This window comes from Oceanicola sp. 22II-s10i (assembly GCF_002210105.1).
GTDB lineage: Bacteria > Pseudomonadota > Alphaproteobacteria > Rhodobacterales > Rhodobacteraceae > Pseudooceanicola.
On sequence record NZ_AQQU01000006.1, the window covers coordinates 212,739 to 229,625 of the forward strand.

Consider the following 16,887-nt stretch of genomic DNA (forward strand, 5'->3'; position numbering starts at 1 on the left):
CAAACGCCTCTTGCCGGGAACGAGGCGAAGTGGTCTACAAAAGCCATGAACAAACCGTCCGACAACCCAGCAGATCCGTTCAAGAAGGCGCTCGCCGAGGCCACCAAGGTCATGGCGCACGATCCCGAGCTGAACGTCACCTATACGGTCGATCCCTCGGGCAAGACCGCCGACAGCGTGCGCCTGCCGCAGGTCAGCCGCCGGATGACCAAGGACGAGGTCCTGCTGGCCCGTGGCACCGCCGATGCGCTGGCGCTGCACCACCGCTACCACGACGCCGCCACCCACGCGAAATACTCGCCCCCCGGCGCACTGGCGCGCGAGCTCTACGAGGCGATGGAGACGGCGCGTTGCGAGGCCATGGGCGCCCGCGACATGCCCGGCACCGCCAAGAACATCGACGCCAAGATTGGCGCCGAGGCGCGCCGCCTCGGCTACGAAGGCATCACCCAGCCCGCCGATGCGCCGCTTTCGGTCGCCGCGGGCTATCTGGTCCGCCATCTGGCGACCGGCCGCGACATGCCTGCGGGTGCGCAGAACGTCATGGAACTGTGGCGCGGGTTCATCGAGGACCGGGCGGGCACGACGCTCGAAGACCTGTCCGAGAAGTTGTCCGACCAGACCGCATTCGCCCGCTTCGCGCGGCAGGTGATCGACGACCTCGGCTATGGCGACCAGCTGGGCGACGACCCGGACGGCACCGACGAGGACGATCCCGACGAGGCGATCGAAGGCGAGGAGGAAGAGGAACAGCCCGATTCCACCGGCTCCGACGACCAGCAGGACGACGACGCCGAGGCGAGCCCGGAACAGAGCCAGGACGAACAGCAGGATCCGTCCGAGGCCACCGTCAGCATGGACGAGATGGCCGACGAGGAGATGGGCGAAGAGGCCGAGATGCCCGAGGGCGAGGCTCCGCTGGAGCCCCCGCCCCCGCCCGCCGCGTCCGAGGCCGATCCGAACTACCTCGTCTACACCGCCGACAACGACGAAGAGGTGAATGCCGAGGATCTCGCCGATCCGGTCGAACTGGAACGCCTGCGCGCCTATCTCGACCAGCAGCTCGAACCGCTGAAGGGCGCGGTGTCGCGTCTGGCCAACAAGCTGCAGCGCCGCCTGCAGGCCCAGCAGAACCGGTCGTGGGAATTCGACCGCGAGGAAGGCATCCTCGACGCCGGGCGGCTGGCCCGTGTCGTGGCCAGCCCGACGACGCCGCTGTCTTTCAAGGTCGAGAAGGACACTGAGTTCCGCGACACCGTGGTGACGCTGCTGCTCGACAACTCCGGCTCGATGCGCGGGCGTCCGATCTCGATCGCCGCGATCTGCGCCGATGTGCTGGCCCGGACGCTGGAACGCTGCAACGTGAAGGTTGAGATCCTCGGCTTCACCACCCGCGCGTGGAAAGGCGGGCAGAGCCGCGAGAAGTGGCTGGCCGATGGCCGCCCGCAGCAGCCCGGCCGCCTGAACGACCTGCGCCACATCATCTACAAAGGCGCCGACGCGCCGTGGCGCCGGGTGCGCCCGAACCTCGGGCTGATGATGAAAGAGGGCCTGCTCAAGGAAAACATCGACGGCGAGGCACTGGAATGGGCGCACCGCCGGATGCTGATGCGACGTGAGCAGCGCAAGATCCTCATGGTGATCTCGGACGGCGCGCCCGTGGACGATTCGACCCTGTCGGTGAACCCCGCGAACTACCTCGAGAAGCACCTGCGCGACGTGATCGCGATGGTCGAAAAGCGCAGGCTGGTGGAACTGCTGGCCATCGGCATCGGCCACGACGTGACCCGCTACTATGACCGCGCGGTGACGATCACCGATGTCGACCAGCTGGCCGGTGCGATGACCGAGCAACTGGCCGCCCTGTTCGACAGCGACCCGCGCGCGCGGGCCCGGTTCATGGGGATCAGGAAGGCCAGCTGAGGCAGTGATCCGGGCCGGACGACCGGCCCGGCCGCCCTACTGGCTGACGCGCCCGCGCCCGATCCGGCGAAGCGCGCGCCAGACCTGCTGCACGCGGAACAGCATGTGCTCAAGTTCCTGCCGCCGGAGTTCCCGCCGCATCCTGTGCGCGGCGCGTTCACTGTCATCGGGCAGGTCCACGAAGGGGCCGCGGTGCTGCATCAGTCGGGTATCGAAATGGGGCATCATGATCGTGTCTCCTCGTTGCTGACACCACCCTGCCCGCCGCTCGCGCCGCCCGCTTGCAGGAACCCCCGAGACTTTCCTTAGAATTCCCCGAGATTTCGCTGGGCACCGCTAAACCCTTGCCCGGCGGCCAGCTTCGGGGCCAAATCGCTGCATGCGATACCGCTTCGCCTCCTGCGTGCTCGACACGGACCGCCACGTTCTCTTCCGCGACGACGTGCCGGTCGCGGTGGAGCCGCAGGTCTTCGACCTGCTGCAGCTGCTGGTCGAGACCCCCGACCGGCTGCTGACCCGTGACGAGATCGTCGGCCGCGTCTGGCAGGGACGCATCGTATCGGAAAGCGCGATTTCGGCCCGTATCGCCTCGGCCCGAAAGGCGGTCGGCGACGATGGCAAGCGTCAGGCGGTCATTCAGACGGTCAGCCGGCGCGGACTGAAACTCGCCGTCACCGTCACCGTCGAGGGCGCAGCCCCCTCCGCCGCGCCCGCCCCCGCCGCTTCGCCGCCACCCCGCATCCGCTACACCACCACCCCGAACGGACGCGAGGTCGCATGGTCGCTCAGCGGGTCGGGGCCACCGGTGGTGATCGCCAGCTACATCGCCACGGATCTCGAGGCGGACTGGACCCTGCCCACCGAACGCGCCCTGTTCGAGGCGATCGGCGCGCAGAACACCCTGCTGCGATACGACCCGTCCGGCACCGGTCAGTCGGGGCGCGGGATGCCGCAGCTCGACTACGACCTGCAGGCCGACGAGCTGAAAGCGGCGGCGGACGCGGCGGGGCTTGAGCGGTTCGCGCTGCTCGCCCGCTCCGGCGCGGCGCTGACAGCGATCCACTTCGCCGCGCGCTACCCCGAACGGGTCAGCCGGATGCTGATCGTCGGCGGATATGCCGAGGGCTGGGAACGGCGCGCCCTGACGGGCGACGCGGGCAGCGCGGCGATGATGCAGCTTGTCACGGAAGGCTGGCGCAATCCCGAGGGCGCCTTCGGCAGCACCTTCCTGCTCGCCTACCTGCCCGAGGGACCGATCGAGGCCGTCGAGGGACTGGCCCGCGTGATGCGCGAAGCCGTCGATCCCGAGGCGGAAATGGCCCTGCGACACCTGCAGCACACCAGTTCGGTCCTGCACCTGCTGCCCCGCATCGCCTGCCCCACGCTGATCCTGCACGCCCGGCGCGACCGCATTCACCCGGTGTCCGAGGCGCGCAAGCTGGCCGCCGGCATCCCGGACGCGGAACTGATCACCTTCGACACCGCGAACCACATGCCCCTGCTGGGACATCCGCTGTGGCAGGCGCATCTGGACGCGACGCTCGAATTCCTGGGCAGGCCGGGTTAGGCGAACGCCTCGCGCAGTCCGGCTGCCGCCGCCGCGAGAGCCTCAGGCACCGCCCCCCGCCTCTCCCGGCCAAATGACCGCGACGTCTGGCAACCCGGACCAAAATCCCTATTCTGCCGGAAACGCCCTCCCCTCAGCGAGCACGCCATCTTGTTCCAGACCTTCGACACCCCGACCTCGCCCGAGACCGGCCCGGCCCGCCTTGCCGCCCTGCGCGGGGCCATGAAGGACGCCCGCGTCGACGGATTCATCGTCCCCCGCGCCGATGCGCATCAGGGTGAATACGTGGCCGAGCACGATGCGCGGCTGGCGTGGCTGACGGGCTTCACGGGCTCCGCCGGGTTCTGCATCGCGCTGGCGGATGTCGCGGGCGTGTTCATCGACGGGCGCTACCGGGTGCAGGTCAAGGACCAGGTCGCGCCCGAGGTCTACACCCCGGTGCACTGGCCCGAGACGCGCCCCGCCGACTGGCTCAAGGCGCATCTGAAGGGTGGCACGGTCGCCTACGATCCGTGGCTGCACGCGACGGGCGAGATCGACACGCTGACCCGCGCGCTGACCGGCAGCGGCATCCGGCTGAAACCGCTGGAAAACCTCGTCGACCGGGTGTGGGAGGATCAGCCCTCCCCGCCTGCGGGCGAGATCAAGCCCTACCCCCTCCAGTTCGCGGGCGAAGCGCATGCCGACAAACGCAAACGGCTGGCCGAGGGGCTTGCGAATGCCGGGCACAAGGCCGCCGTCATCACGCTGGCCGACAGCATCGCGTGGCTGCTGAACGTGCGCGGCTCCGACATCCCGCGCAACCCGGTGCCGCATGCCTTCGCGATCCTACACGCCGACGGCGCGGTGGAGCTGTTCACCGCCCCCGCCAAGGTAACGGACGACCTGCGCGCCCATCTGGGCAGCGGCGTCGCCCTGCACGATCCCGCGCATTTCGCTGCCCGCCTGTCCGCGCTGAGCGGTCCGGTGCGGATCGACCCGGTGTCCTGCCCGGTCTGGGTCCGGATGCAGCTCGAGGCCGCGAATATCGACATCGCCGAGGGGCAGGATCCCTGCATCCTGCCGAAGGCCGCGAAATCCGAGGCCGAGATCCAGGGCACGCGCGAGGCGCACCTGCGCGACGCCGCCGCCATGTGCCGCCTGCTGGCGTGGTTCGACGCCGCCGACAAGGGCGGGATGACCGAGATTGACCTCGTCACCGCGCTGGAAGGCTTCCGGGCGGAAACGAACTCGCTGCTCGACATCTCCTTCGACACGATCTGCGGCTCCGGTCCCCATGGCGCGCTGCCGCATTACCGGGTCAGCACCGACAGCAACCGCGGCTTCGAAGAGGGCGACCTGATCGTCCTCGACAGCGGCGGGCAGTATTTCGACGGCACCACCGACATCACCCGCACGCTGGTGGTCGGCACCGCCGGGTCTGAGGAAAAAGCCTGCTTCACCCGCGTGTTACAGGGCATGATCGCCGTGTCCCGCCTGCGCTTTCCGCGCGGGCTGGCGGGGATGCACCTCGACGCCTTCGCCCGCCGTCCGCTCTGGGAGGCGGGGCTCGACTACGACCACGGCACAGGGCACGGCGTCGGCACCTACCTCTGCGTCCACGAGGGGCCGCAGCGTCTGTCCCGTATCTCCGACGTGCCGCTTCAGCCCGGCATGATCCTGTCGAACGAACCGGGTTATTATCGCGAGGGCGCGTTCGGCATCCGGATCGAGAACCTGATCGTCGTGCAGCCCGCCCCGGCGCTGGAGGGCGCGGACCCGCGGGACATGCTGCATTTCGAGACGATCACATGGGTGCCGATCGACACCTCGCTGATCGACCGCACCCTGCTGACCCGGCCCGAGGTCGACTGGATCAACGCCTACCATTCCGCATGTCGGGACAAGATCGCGCCACGTCTGGACGGCGCGGCCGCAATATGGTTGCATCGCGCGACCGAGCCGATCTGACCCGGCACGCCGCATCCCCGACGACACATTCCGCGCGGGATCGGCCATCCTGACATGACACTGTTACCTGTTGGGGTCATCCGACCCCGATACGACCCGATGGGAGAGACCGCATGACCGACATCACGATCCGAAAGGCCCCCGGCACATGGACCGTCCGTGCCGGAGGTGCCGTCCTTGCCGAAAGCCGCAACGCGCTGGAACTGACCGAGGGGGACCGCCCCTTCGTCATCTACTTCCCGCGCGGCGACATCGCGATGGCCTTCCTCGACAAGACCGACCACACCACCCATTGCCCCAAGAAGGGCGACGCGACCTATTACTCGATCTTCACCAAGAGCACCGAGCTGAAGAACGCGGCCTGGAGCTATGAGGATCCGATGGATCAGGTGGCCGAGATCAAGGACCACCTCGCCTTCTATTCCAGCGACACCGTCACGGTCGAACGGGTCTGAGGCAACACATCACCCATGGGTCAACGCATCGCCATCGTCGGCGCCGGGATCGTCGGCGCCATGGTCGCGCGCCAGCTGGCGCGGGCCGGACATGACGTCACGCTGATCGACGCCGCGATGTCGCCGGGGCGCGGCGTGTCGGGCCGGTCGTTCGGCTGGATGACCCAGCTTGCAGGCTACCGCCCGCCCTCGCCCGAGGCCTTCGCCGTCCGCGCCGAGGGCCGCCGCGCCTATGACGTGCTGAACGAACAGATGGATCGCAAGCTCTTCGCCGCAGGGGACGGTGCGATGGTCTGGCGCGCCGATCCGGCCGAGACCGAGGCGCTGGTGGCGGAACGCAAGGCGCTCGGCGCCGATGTGGTGCTGGCCGGGCCCGAGACGATTGCGCGCATTGCTCCGCATCTTGCCTCTCCGCCACCGGTCGCAGCCTATTCGGCGTCGGACATCTTCCTGCGCCCGGCGCTGGCGGCCGAGAGACTGGCCAAGGATGCCTCGGATCATGGCGCTCTGCTGGCCTTCGGGCATTCCGTGCTGGGCATCTGGATGAAGGACGACCGCGCGGCGGGTGTCTGGCTGACCGATACGACGATTCCCGCCGATCACGTGGTGATCGCGGCGGGCGGCACCAGCACCGGCCTGCTGCCCGAGGGGATCGAGCGGCCCGATGTCATGCTGTCGCCCTCGGCGCTCATCACCCTGACGGCGGATGGCCCCGCCCCGGCGCTGGCCATGTCCGGCCCGGACCTGGAGATCCGCAAGGACCGGCGCGACGGCCATTTCCTCGTCGCCGCCTCCGTGTCGCAGACCGAAAAGACCGACCGCGACGCGCTGGCCGAAAAGCAACGCGCCACGGCGCAGCGGCTGTTTCCCGGCCTGCGCAACTGGCGCATCGCCAGCGCCGGGATCGCGTCCCGCCCGATTCCGCGCAATGACACCAACATGCTCGCCGGTCCGGTCGCGGGCGTGCCGAACCTGCACCTCGCCGTCGGCCATCCGGGAGTCACTCTGGCCCCGGTCATCGCCGCGCGGATCGCCGCCTCACTCGGCGGCTGAGGCCCGCGCCTCTCGCCGGCGCCGCTTGCGGCGGGTGTCGACCGCCTGCATGTTCCCGACACGCTTGCCCATCAGGGCAATCACCTCGGCATCTTCCATGTCGGACCAGCCCGCCTTGCCGCTGACGAAACCCTCGGCGGCCAGCATGAGTTCGACCTTGGGAAAATCCAGCTCGCCCAGCCCCATGCGCTTGGCCGTGGTGCCCTCGGGCATCCAGATCCGCCGCAGCGCCTGAACCGCCAGCGGCTCGCGCCCGCCGAAACTGGCCATGTGCTGTTCGATGAAATTCGAAGCCGTTGACCTGCGCCGCAGCACCACCGCTGTCTGCTGCTCGGGTCGGGCCACCATCGCGAACATGTGCAGCGCAGACCCTTCGGCGCCGATCACGTATTTCGCGGCCTTGTAGCGGGCGACCTGCACCTCCATCGAATGCTTCTGCGGATGGAAGATCTCATAGCCCTCGGCGACAAGATACTGTTCCAGCCGCGTCTCGCCGATCAGTCCGCCACGACCCACACCAAGCTCGGATCGCGAGATATAGAGCTTCTCCGGCCCCTCGGCGGTCACGCCCTTGCCGAAGCTGCGGTGGATCGCGCCGCGATAGGCGTCGGTGCCGCGAATGATCTCGCCCAGTCCGAACCCCTGCCCCGGCACGACCAGATGATCGACACGCACGGGATCGGTCACGACCCGCAGCGGCAGGTTGGAGCCCATCAGGTCGAAGAACGCCGACTGGAATCCCGAGACCTGTTCGCCCACCTTGGGCCGCTTGGGAATGAACAGGACGCCATCGGCATCCCTGACCAGATCCAGCGCCCAGAGCCGCGTGGTGCTTTCGGCAAGGAAGTGTCCGAAATGCTGCCACAGCACCCCGCCCCAGATCCACTTGCCCTCAAGCGTATCGACCTTCCCCTTTGGCATCGCCGGTTCGGTCGTCAGGGGCCGCCACTTGCGCCACAGTGCCCCCTCGCCGCAATAGCGGCCATCGGAATGCAGGACACCGGCCGCCTGGACGAAGGCGCTTTCGACCGGGGGCACCACGACGGCCCCCTTGAGGTCGATCAGCGCTTCGGACCAGCCCCCGCCGGACTGCGGCTTGCCCGCCGGGTCGTGCGGATCCTCGGGGGTTTCCGGGGTGTCGGTCATGTTCATGCCCCGCGCGGTCGCTCGCAGGCCCAGACGACCCGGTTTGAACAGGGCGCGATCCGTTCGAATCCGGCGTCGCGGATGATCGTCTTGGCCTCGCGCATCGCCTCGACCCCGTAAACGCCGGGATGGAATTCCAAAACGATGGCGCGGAACGTGAAAAGGTCGCCGTGGCGCAGGATGTCCAGCTCTCCGCCCTCGATATCCATCACCAGGACATCCGGGCTTTCCTTCGCGACCAGCCGGTTGAAGTCCGTCGCGGGCACCTCGACCTCGACCGTCTGACGATTGCGCCGCGGGGTCAGCGAGGATCCGAGATAGGACTTCGCGATATGGAAGCTGACCGTTTCAGGATGTCCCGGCTCGGCCATCAGGACCTCGTTGCGGACGCTGATGCGGCTGTCGATGTGGTTCATGCGGTAAAGCGCGCGGATATGCGGGATCAGCGCGGGGTTCGCCTCGAACGACAGGACCCGCGCGGGGCGCAGGTTCTTGGCGATGATGCCGCCGACGATGCCAAGGCCCGCGCCCATTTCCAGAACCGTGTCACCGGCCCGGACGACGCGCAGGGCACCGATGATTTCCTGTTCCTCGTAGCGGCCCGCATTGATCCGCTGCACCCGGTCGCCGTGAACGAAGGGGCTTTCGGGCACGTCAACGCCCATGCAGGACGCCGCAATCGCCGGACGCGCCTCATCTTCCGCTCGGACTGCCGAAGCTTTCACTGACCACCTCATCTTTATTGCCCAAGGGCATTATGTTTTGCGGTCAAAGGTAAATGATTTCTTCGAATCCCGCCAATCGTGCGGGACTCCGCCGACCGCCGGGCGGGGGCAATCGTGCCTTCCGCGCATCGGTCCGGGGCGGATCAGCTGTGTTCTTCGGCCGCCGTCGCCGCCAGCGCCCCGGAAAACACCTTGAGCGCGTCGACATGATAGAGCGCGCCCAGCAGTTCCGGCGGCTTGTCCGCGCCCTGCAGGGCGACCACGGGCAGGAAGGGCTCTCCGGTCCGGTCGAACAGCGGCATCGCCGTTTCCAGCGTCGCGCCGCCGTCGAGGTAGAGGCCCTTTTCCACAAGGTCCCAGCACCGGTCCGGCGGCGCGGCGCGTTCGCTGCTGGTGCCACGCATCACGTTCGTCACCCGGAACGTCGCCAGCAGATAGGCCTGCGGGCCCGCGGCGAGGTGGATGTTGCGCCGTTCCAGCTGGGTCAGGAAGAACGACCGGTCCACCAGCCGCGTCCCGATGGCGGTCGAAATGGACACCGTGACCATCACCGCCAGACCGGTCGCCCAGTCGCCGGTCAGTTCGAACACGATCAGCGTGGTCGAGATCGGCGCGCCCAGCACCGCCGCCGCGACGCCGCCCATGCCCGCCAGCGCATAGAGCCCCGGCGTGCCCGAGACCGTCGGAAAGAAGCCCGTCGCGATCTGGCCGAACGCCAGTCCCGTCAGCGCACCGATCATCAGCGAGGGCGAAAAGACCCCGCCCCCCATCCGGCCCCCGACCGTGACGGCGACCGCGATGGTCTTGAGCATCGCGAATACGATCGCCTGCCACAGCAGCAGCTGACCGCTGAGCGCCAGCGCCGTCGTCTCGTAGCCGACACCGATGATATGCGGGAACGGAATCGCCATCAGACCGAGGATCGCGCCCGACACGGTCGGCCGCAGCCAGCGCGGCAGCCCGGTGCGGGCCTGAACGGCGGCCGCGAAATCCTCTGCCGCGAAGATCGCCAGCATTACCAGCCCCGCGACCACCCCGCAGACCGCGCCGAGCAGCAGGAAGGCCGGAAGCTCCTGGTAGAACTGCAGCATGGTCGTCACCGGCAGGTCGAACTCGGTCACGTCGCCGAAACTCAGCCGGCTGATCAGCGCGCCCGAGACCGAGGCGATGACGATGGGGGCGAAGGCATGGATGGCGAAGTGGCGCAGGACCACCTCGAGCGCGAAGAGCGCCCCTGCGATCGGCGCGTTGAAGCTGGCCGAGACGGCGGCGGCGACAGCGCAGCCCAGCAGGTCGCGGCCCGTGACGCCATCCGCGCGGATCCGCTTCAGCACCCATGTCGACATCACGGCGGCGAGGTGGACCACCGGCCCTTCCCGCCCCGACGACCCGCCCGAGCTGAGCGTGATGAGCGAGGCCAGCGCCGAGGCGATGCCCGCCTTGCCCTCGACCCGGCCCTCGCGCAGCGCCGCACCCTCGATCACGTCCGCGACGGAGCGGACCCGCCCGTCCGGGGTGAACCGGTCGAGGATCAGGCCGACGACCAGACCGCCGCCGATCGGAATGAGAAGCACCCAGTACCACGGCAGCCCGCTGACGAAGGAGTGCAGCTTGTGCACTTCCTCCGTTCCGTAAAGAAAGCCCTGCAAGCCGTTGATCGCCAGTCGGAAGCCGAGCGCGGCGAACCCCGCGGCGATCCCGATGACCAGCGCGATCAGCCAGAACTGGAACTGGCTGGGCCCCCGGCTGAGCAGCACCGACCATGCGCGCGCGATATGCTGGACCGCGTGGCCCGACATCGCCCGAAATATTCCGTCCCCGCCCCCGGCCATAAGGGCTTCTCCCATCCCGCTCTTCCGCCCCGCCGCGCCTTGTCATATGACGGCCCGAAGCGATCCTGGGGGGATAAGCCATGGCCAATGACGCTGCGTTGAACGATCTTGCTGACCTCTTAGGCCAAGCATTCACCCGGTCCAAGTCGGATCTGGACCTGCACGGCCGGAGCGAAAGCCATTTCCCCCCGACGCCGCCGGATGCGGTCGCTTACCCGAGCACCACCGCCGAAGTTGCGGAAATCATGCGCATCTGTGCCCGCCACGGCTGCCCTGTGACCGCTTGGGGCACCGGCACCTCGCTCGAAGGGCAGAGCCAGGCGGTCCGGGGTGGCGTGGTCGTCGACTTCAGCCGGATGAACCGGGTGCTGGAGGTCAACCAGGCCGACATGGACGTCCGCATCCAGCCCGGCGTGACCCGCGAGGCGCTGAACGAGGACCTGCGCGCGACCGGCCTGTTCTTTCCGGTCGATCCCGGTGCCAACGCATCGCTCGGCGGCATGGCCGCGACGCGGGCCTCGGGGACCACGGCGGTCCGCTACGGCACGATGCGCGACAACGTGCTGGGGCTGGAGGTCGTGCTGGCCGACGGGCGCGTGATCCGCACCGGCACGCGGGCGCGCAAATCGTCGGCGGGCTACGACCTGACCGGGCTCTTCGTCGGCTCAGAAGGCACGCTTGGCCTGATCACCGAACTGACATTGCGCCTGCATGGCCAGCCCGAGGCGGTCAGCGCCGCCGTCTGCGCCTTCGACAGCATCGGTCAGGCCGTGCGCGCGGTGATCGACACCATCCAGATCGGTGTCCCCATGGCGCGGATCGAGATCGTCGATCCGGCCACGGTCCGGGCCGTGAACGCCTATGCGGGGATGTCCCTGCCCGAACTGCCGCATCTGCTGGTGGAATTCCACGGCTCCGCCGCCGGGGTCGAGGAACAGGCCCGCACGTTTGGCGAGATCGTGCAGGATCACGGCGGCCTCGGGTTCGACTGGGCCTCGGACCCCGCCGACCGCAAGGCGCTGTGGACGATGCGGCACAACGCCTTCTACGCCATCCTCGCCCTGCGCCCCGGCTGCCGGTCCATCGTCACCGATGTCTGCGTCCCGATCTCGCGTCTGGCCGAGGCGATCGAGGAGACCATCGCGGATCTCGACGCCCATCAGGTCACCGGGCCGATCCTCGGTCACGTCGGCGACGGCAACTTCCACGCCATCCTGATGTTCGATCCCGCCGATCCGGCGGAGGAAAGCCGCGCGATGGAGGCTGCCGGGCGCATGGTCGACCGGGCGCTGGCCATGGGCGGCACCTCGACCGGCGAACATGGAATCGGTCTGGGGAAACGCGGCTACATGGCGCGGGAACACGGGGACGGCTGGCAGGTGATGGGGGCGCTGAAGCAGAGCCTCGATCCGGCAAACCTGCTCAATCCCGGAAAGATTGTTCCAGACGAGATTTGATCGCCCATAAGATGCAGGGCGACCGCTGAAACGGTCTGTTCCACTTTTTTTTACCGCCGGCTCAACACGTTCGGTTGTCAAAGAAGCGACCGCGGCGCACCATTCGCCAAACGGAGGCGGGATGACACGGGTCACGCAGGACAGCGCGATGGCGAACCAGGACCGGCTCGGCGACGAAGTGGTCAACCGCATCTATGATGTCGCGTTGGACCCCGCCAAATTCGACGACCTCCTGGACCCGTGGGAAGACCTGATCGGTCCGCATCGCCGCAACGCGAAAAAGATCGGCCCGCTGGCACTGCAGGGCCCAAACTTCGGCCATCATTTCAAACGGCTGGCCGATATTCTGGACCGGACACAGCCAGCCGGGCAAATCCGCGCCCAATCGGCGGAACTGGCCGGATACCGCCGCGTGGCCGCGCTCTGCATCAATGGCGCGCTCAAGATTTCAGAGCTCAACGACGCGGCGGCGGACCTGTTCGGCATAGTGCGCGGCGATCCGATGACGCAACTGCCGCTCCTGCCAGAGGATCATGAAACGCTGGCCGATGCGCTGCGGCGGCACCTGACGTCCACCAAGCACCCCACTTCGCTTCTGCGCCTTACGGTGCGCGAATCGGCGGGACAGGCCGAGCTGCATCCTATGCTGGTGCGCCTGCGCCGGGTGGAGAGCGCAGGCGGGTCGCCCTTCGTGGTCATGGTCACATCGGAAATCCGCTGGCCGGACGGATTGAACGAAATCCTGACGCGCAGTTTCGGCCTGACTTCGTCCGAAATCGAAGTGCTGCAGGGCCTGACCCGCAGCCTCGCACCGCGCGACATCGCCGAGCGTCGGGAACGGTCCGTGGAAACCGTCCGTGCGCAGATCAAGTCCCTGCTGCTCAAGACCGAAACGCGCAGCCAGGGCGACCTTGTCCGGTTCGCACTTTCGGCGATGGACGTCGCGGATCCTGCTCAGGCGGATCATACCGCGGCCCGGCGCTGGAGCGGGGGTCGCGGAAACGGGCTTGCGGCGCGGGCCTTCAAGAGCATCCGGCGCCCTGACGACCGGCGCGTCGACTACTTGCTGCTTGGCGATCCGCGTGGACGCCCGGTCATGTACCTGCCCGGCTTCCTCGGGCTCGCCCGGCTGCCCACAGCGGCCGAAGCCGAGGCCGCCCGGCGCGGCATGAGGATCATCGTTCCGGTGCGCCCCGGCTATGGCGGTTCGGGCCCCCTGCCCGCCGCCGCGGACCGGCTGTCGGCCCATGCCGACGACATCGCGGCAATCGCGGACCAAGAAGGCGCGGGACAGTTCCCGGTCATCGTGATCCAGGACGACCTGGCCTATGCCGCGGCACTGGCTGCCGCCCATCCGGGCCGTGCGACCGCGATCTTCGGATTCGGCGCCTCGGTGCCGGTGGACCGGGCCCATCAGTTCGACCGGATGCTGCGGTGGCACCGGTTCCTTTATTCGAGCGTCCAGTTCACACCCTCGCTCGTGCCCTTCCTCGTCCGCACCGGCTTTGTGATGGTGCAACGGATCGGCAAACTGGGGTTCCTGCTCAAGGTGCTGAACAAGGCCGGGGCCGATGAGGCACTGTTAAAGGACCCCGCAGTGCTCGAGGCGCTGGAGGTCGGGTCGGAAATCACCCTGTCCGGCCGCTTTGCGGCGACCGAGGCGACTACCGCGGAATTCCGGACAATGCACGAGATTGACCTGCCCGCGCTGCTGACCGGTCTGCGCGACCGCCTGCCGGTGACGTTGCTCCACGGGCCGGACGACCCCCGCGCCCCGCCCGAAACGCTGGCCGAACTCGCGCGCATCTATCCGTGGGTCAACTTCCGGCGGCTCGAGTCCGGGGGGGCGTTGCTGCTGTTCCAGCACTGGCAGGTGGCGCTCGACCTCGTGGACGCCGAGTGTTCCGCGCTGACTAACCAAATTGGGGTATGACTCAGGTGCCGACTCAATGCTCTGATCGATCTTGTAAACGGTGCAATGTGGCCGTCGCGGATCTGCGACCCCGGGCTTAAGTGCCACCAGGTCCGCGACGCGCCGTTTCTCAGTGGTTGTAATCTTGTTGAAACCGTTCACGGCACCGGCTTCGGCCGGTGTTCGTGTTTCCGGGTAATGCGCAGGCCCTGCGGCGCGTCAGCCCATCAGGCTGCGCGCGGCGGCGCGGGCTTCGCTGGTGATGCTGTCGCCGGACAGCATCCGCGCGATTTCATCCACCCGAGCATCCGTGGCCAGCGGCACCACCGTCGACAGCGTCTGATCGCCCGAGACCCGTTTCTCCACGCGCCAGTGATGGTCGGCCAGCGCCGCCACCTGCGGGGAATGCGTCACCACCAGCACCTGCCCGCCCTCGGAGAGCGCCAGCAGACGCCGCCCCACGGCATCGGCCGTCGCCCCGCCGACACCACGGTCGATCTCGTCGAAGATCATGGTCAGGTCCCGCGACTCGCCCGTCAGGCAGACCTTGAGCGCCAGCAGGAACCGAGACAGTTCCCCGCCCGAGGCGATCCGCGCCAGCGGCCCCGCCGGGGCGCCGGGGTTGGTGGCGACGGTGAAGGTCACCTCGTCCACGCCTTCCGGCCCCGGATCGGCCTGCGTCACGGCGGTGACGAAGCGCGCGCGTTCCATCTTGAGCGGGGCCAGTTCCGCCTCGACCGCGCGGTCAAGCCGTCCCGCCGCATCCCGCCGGACCGCGCTCAGCTCCGCCGCCGTCGCGGCATAGGCCGCCCCCGCCTCGCGCGCGGCCCGTTCCAGCGCGGCGATATCGCGTGCGCCGCCGTCGATGCGGCCCAGCTTGCCGCGCAACTCCTCGGCCAGAGCCGGCAGCTCCTCGGGCGTCACGCCGTGCTTGCGCGCCAGACCCCGAATGGCGAACAGCCGTTCCTCGACCGCCTCCAGCTCCAACGGATCGAAGTCCAGCGCGTCGAGGCAGCGTTCCACCTCGTCCGCCGCCTCGCCCAGTTCGGCCATCGCCCGCCCGAGCGCGGCGATCGCGCCGTCCAGCCGCCCCTCGACGCCTTCGGCCGCGCCTTCCAGCCAGCGCAGGGCGTCGTTCAGCGGACCATCCACACCGTCCGGGCCAAGCGCCGAATGCGCGCGGGCGACATCCGCCTTGACCTTCTCTGCCCCCTGCATCATCCGCCGCCGCGCGTCGAGGCTGTCCTCCTCGCCCGGTTCGGGCGCCAGCTTGTCCAGCTCGGCCACCGCGTGGCGCAGGAATTCCTCTTCGGCCTGAACCTCGGCCAGTGCCTGCCGCGCCGTGTCCAGTGCCGCATCCGCCCGCGACCGGTCGCGCCATGCCGCCCGCACCGCATCGCGCTGCGCCCCGATTCCCGCGAACAGGTCCAGCAGCGCCCGGTGCCCGCGCGGGTTCAGGAGGCCGCGATCGTCGTGCTGACCGTGCAGTTCCACCAGCGTGTCCGACAGCGCCCGCAGCACCTCGCCCGAGGCGCGGCGGTCGTTGATCCACGCGGTCTTGCGCCCGTCCGACGTGTTGACCCGCCGCAGGATCAGCTCTCCGCCCGAAGGCAGCCCGGCCTCGGCCAGCACCGCCTGCGCCGGATGGTCCCCAGCCAGATCGAACACCGCTGTCACCTCGCCCTGCTCGGCGCCCTGCCGGACCAGTTCGGCCCGGCCACGCCAGCCCAGCACGAAGCCAAGCGAGTCGAGCAGGATGGATTTGCCGGCCCCGGTTTCACCGGTCAGCACGTTCAGACCCGGCCGGAACTCCAGTTCCAGCCGGTCGATGATAAGCATGTCCCGAACTTCAAGCGTTCGCAGCATGACGCACAGGGTGGGGCCTTACCCCACCACCCCTTACAGCCACTTGCCCTGGATCATCTGGCGATAGACCTGGCGCAGCCAGTTGTCGCCCGCCGCCCTCAGCTCCAGCCCGCGTCCGGTCAGCAGCTTGTAGCTGTCTTCGTACCAACGAGTGGACTGGAAGTTGTAGCCGAGGATCGCGCCCGCCGTCTGCGCCTCTTCGTTCAGGCCGAGGCTCAGGTAAGCCTCCACCAGACGATGCAGCGCCTCGGCGGTGTGGGTCGTGGTCTGGAAATCCTCAACCACGACGCGGAAGCGGTTGACGGCGGCGGCGTAGTTCTCGCGGCGCAGGTAGTAGCGCCCGATCTCCATCTCCTTCGCCGCCAGGTGGTCGAAGGCGAGGTCGAACTTCAGCACCGCCGACTTGGCATATTCGCTGTCCGGGTAATCCTCGATCACCGTGCGCAGCGCCTGCAGCGCCTGGAAGGTCAGACCCTGGTCGCGGCCGATCTCGTCGATCTGGTCGTAATAGCTGAGCGCCAGCAGGTAGGCCGCATAGGCCGCGTCGTCATCCGCCGGGTAAACGTCGAGGAACCGCTGCGCGGCGGCGCGGCTCTCCTCGTAGTTCTGGCCCCGGTGGTTGGCGAAGGCGTTCATGATGAGCGCCCGCTTTGCCCAGTCGGTATAGGGATACAGACGCTCGATTTCCTCAAAGAATTCAGCAGCCTGTTCGAAACGGGCGCGGTTCAGCTCATACTCGCCGCGATCATAGATCTGTTCGGCGGTATAGTTTTCGAGCGGCAGTTCCTTCGCCGACTTGTCGCCCGTCCCGCAGGCCGCGACGAATGCGGCGATCAAAAGGGGACCCGCAAGCTTAACCGGGAAACCGCCTGCCATTGCTCGCCTCACCCTCTCGTCCGTCTTCCTGATATGCTGGCCTGGATGACCATGCTTTCGGCAGGGTCTAGCACAGAAAATTGCGGTGCAAAACGCCTTTACGCCCCAAATCGGGTTCCGCTCGA

General features: G+C 68.2%; 13 protein-coding genes. 7 read left to right on the forward strand and 6 right to left on the reverse strand.

Translation table 11 applies throughout. The annotated features are described in order from the left end of the window. The first annotated feature begins 45 nt into the window (after positions 1-45). Positions 46-1,923: a cobaltochelatase subunit CobT gene (gene cobT, locus ATO6_RS16250; RefSeq protein WP_088625072.1), complete on the forward strand. Its 1,878-nt coding sequence runs from the start codon at positions 46-48 to the stop codon at positions 1,921-1,923. Positions 1,924-1,959: 36 nt separating this feature from the next. On the opposite strand, the gene ATO6_RS16255 is transcribed toward cobT, so the two are convergent. Then, the gene (locus ATO6_RS16255; protein WP_088625073.1) at positions 1,960-2,151 is read right to left on the reverse strand and encodes a hypothetical protein; all 192 of its coding nucleotides are present in this window, start codon (positions 2,149-2,151) and stop codon (positions 1,960-1,962) included. A gap of 151 nt (positions 2,152-2,302) precedes the next feature. Between ATO6_RS16255 and ATO6_RS16260 the strand changes: the two genes are divergently transcribed. The 4 genes from ATO6_RS16260 to ATO6_RS16275 all read left to right on the forward strand — a co-directional run bounded on the left by ATO6_RS16260 (position 2,303) and on the right by ATO6_RS16275 (position 6,948). Beyond that, a complete protein-coding gene (locus ATO6_RS16260; RefSeq protein ID WP_088625074.1) occupies positions 2,303-3,490 on the forward strand; it encodes an alpha/beta fold hydrolase in 1,188 nt (395 codons plus the stop codon). A gap of 150 nt (positions 3,491-3,640) precedes the next feature. Continuing rightward, positions 3,641-5,440: an aminopeptidase P family protein gene (locus ATO6_RS16265; RefSeq protein WP_088625075.1), complete on the forward strand. Its 1,800-nt coding sequence runs from the start codon at positions 3,641-3,643 to the stop codon at positions 5,438-5,440. Between the two features lie 113 nt (positions 5,441-5,553). Beyond that, entirely contained in the window at positions 5,554-5,895 is a 342-nt protein-coding gene (locus ATO6_RS16270; RefSeq protein ID WP_088625076.1) for a DUF427 domain-containing protein, read from the forward strand. 15 nt (positions 5,896-5,910) lie between these two features. Beyond that, complete coding sequence (locus ATO6_RS16275) at positions 5,911-6,948, forward strand: FAD-binding oxidoreductase (protein WP_088625077.1); 1,038 nt, start codon at positions 5,911-5,913, stop codon at positions 6,946-6,948. Here ATO6_RS16275 and ATO6_RS16280 read toward each other — a convergent pair. The 3 genes from ATO6_RS16280 to ATO6_RS16290 form a co-directional block, all read right to left on the reverse strand. Further along, entirely contained in the window at positions 6,934-8,094 is a 1,161-nt protein-coding gene (locus ATO6_RS16280; RefSeq protein ID WP_176440972.1) for a DUF563 domain-containing protein, read from the reverse strand. The genes ATO6_RS16275 and ATO6_RS16280 overlap by 15 nt on opposite strands. Positions 8,095-8,096: 2 nt before the next feature. Then, positions 8,097-8,759: an FkbM family methyltransferase gene (locus ATO6_RS16285; RefSeq protein WP_254919183.1), complete on the reverse strand. Its 663-nt coding sequence runs from the start codon at positions 8,757-8,759 to the stop codon at positions 8,097-8,099. Positions 8,760-8,962: 203 nt separating this feature from the next. Beyond that, the gene (locus ATO6_RS16290; protein ID WP_254919187.1) at positions 8,963-10,618 is read right to left on the reverse strand and encodes a chloride channel protein; all 1,656 of its coding nucleotides are present in this window, start codon (positions 10,616-10,618) and stop codon (positions 8,963-8,965) included. Between the two features lie 113 nt (positions 10,619-10,731). On the opposite strand from ATO6_RS16290, the gene ATO6_RS16295 reads away from it, so the two are divergent. Beyond that, positions 10,732-12,108, forward strand: coding sequence for an FAD-binding oxidoreductase (locus tag ATO6_RS16295; RefSeq protein ID WP_088625081.1), 1,377 nt, complete (start codon positions 10,732-10,734; stop codon positions 12,106-12,108). Positions 12,109-12,229: 121 nt separating this feature from the next. Beyond that, positions 12,230-14,041, forward strand: coding sequence for a helix-turn-helix transcriptional regulator (locus ATO6_RS16300; protein ID WP_088625082.1), 1,812 nt, complete (start codon positions 12,230-12,232; stop codon positions 14,039-14,041). A gap of 198 nt (positions 14,042-14,239) precedes the next feature. Here the strand turns inward: ATO6_RS16300 and recN are convergent, their stop codons facing one another. Together recN and ATO6_RS16310 are read right to left on the reverse strand one after the other, a co-directional pair. Beyond that, the gene (gene recN, locus ATO6_RS16305; RefSeq protein ID WP_088625083.1) at positions 14,240-15,886 is read right to left on the reverse strand and encodes a DNA repair protein RecN; all 1,647 of its coding nucleotides are present in this window, start codon (positions 15,884-15,886) and stop codon (positions 14,240-14,242) included. Between the two features lie 33 nt (positions 15,887-15,919). After that, complete coding sequence (locus ATO6_RS16310) at positions 15,920-16,762, reverse strand: outer membrane protein assembly factor BamD (RefSeq protein ID WP_088625084.1); 843 nt, start codon at positions 16,760-16,762, stop codon at positions 15,920-15,922. Positions 16,763-16,887 lie beyond the last annotated feature (125 nt).

Coding starts and splice junctions, on each gene's coding strand:
- cobT (WP_088625072.1), top strand. CDS start 46: ATGAACAAACCGTCCGACAACCCAGCAGATCCGTTCAAGAAGGCGCTC.
- ATO6_RS16255 (WP_088625073.1), bottom strand. CDS start 2,151: ATGATGCCCCATTTCGATACCCGACTGATGCAGCACCGCGGCCCCTTC.
- ATO6_RS16260 (WP_088625074.1), top strand. CDS start 2,303: ATGCGATACCGCTTCGCCTCCTGCGTGCTCGACACGGACCGCCACGTT.
- ATO6_RS16270 (WP_088625076.1), top strand. CDS start 5,554: ATGACCGACATCACGATCCGAAAGGCCCCCGGCACATGGACCGTCCGT.
- ATO6_RS16275 (WP_088625077.1), top strand. CDS start 5,911: ATGGGTCAACGCATCGCCATCGTCGGCGCCGGGATCGTCGGCGCCATG.
- ATO6_RS16280 (WP_176440972.1), bottom strand. CDS start 8,094: ATGACCGACACCCCGGAAACCCCCGAGGATCCGCACGACCCGGCGGGC.
- ATO6_RS16285 (WP_254919183.1), bottom strand. CDS start 8,759: ATGGGCGTTGACGTGCCCGAAAGCCCCTTCGTTCACGGCGACCGGGTG.
- ATO6_RS16290 (WP_254919187.1), bottom strand. CDS start 10,618: ATGTCGGGCCACGCGGTCCAGCATATCGCGCGCGCATGGTCGGTGCTG.
- ATO6_RS16295 (WP_088625081.1), top strand. CDS start 10,732: ATGGCCAATGACGCTGCGTTGAACGATCTTGCTGACCTCTTAGGCCAA.
- ATO6_RS16300 (WP_088625082.1), top strand. CDS start 12,230: ATGACACGGGTCACGCAGGACAGCGCGATGGCGAACCAGGACCGGCTC.
- recN (WP_088625083.1), bottom strand. CDS start 15,886: ATGCTGCGAACGCTTGAAGTTCGGGACATGCTTATCATCGACCGGCTG.
- ATO6_RS16310 (WP_088625084.1), bottom strand. CDS start 16,762: ATGGCAGGCGGTTTCCCGGTTAAGCTTGCGGGTCCCCTTTTGATCGCC.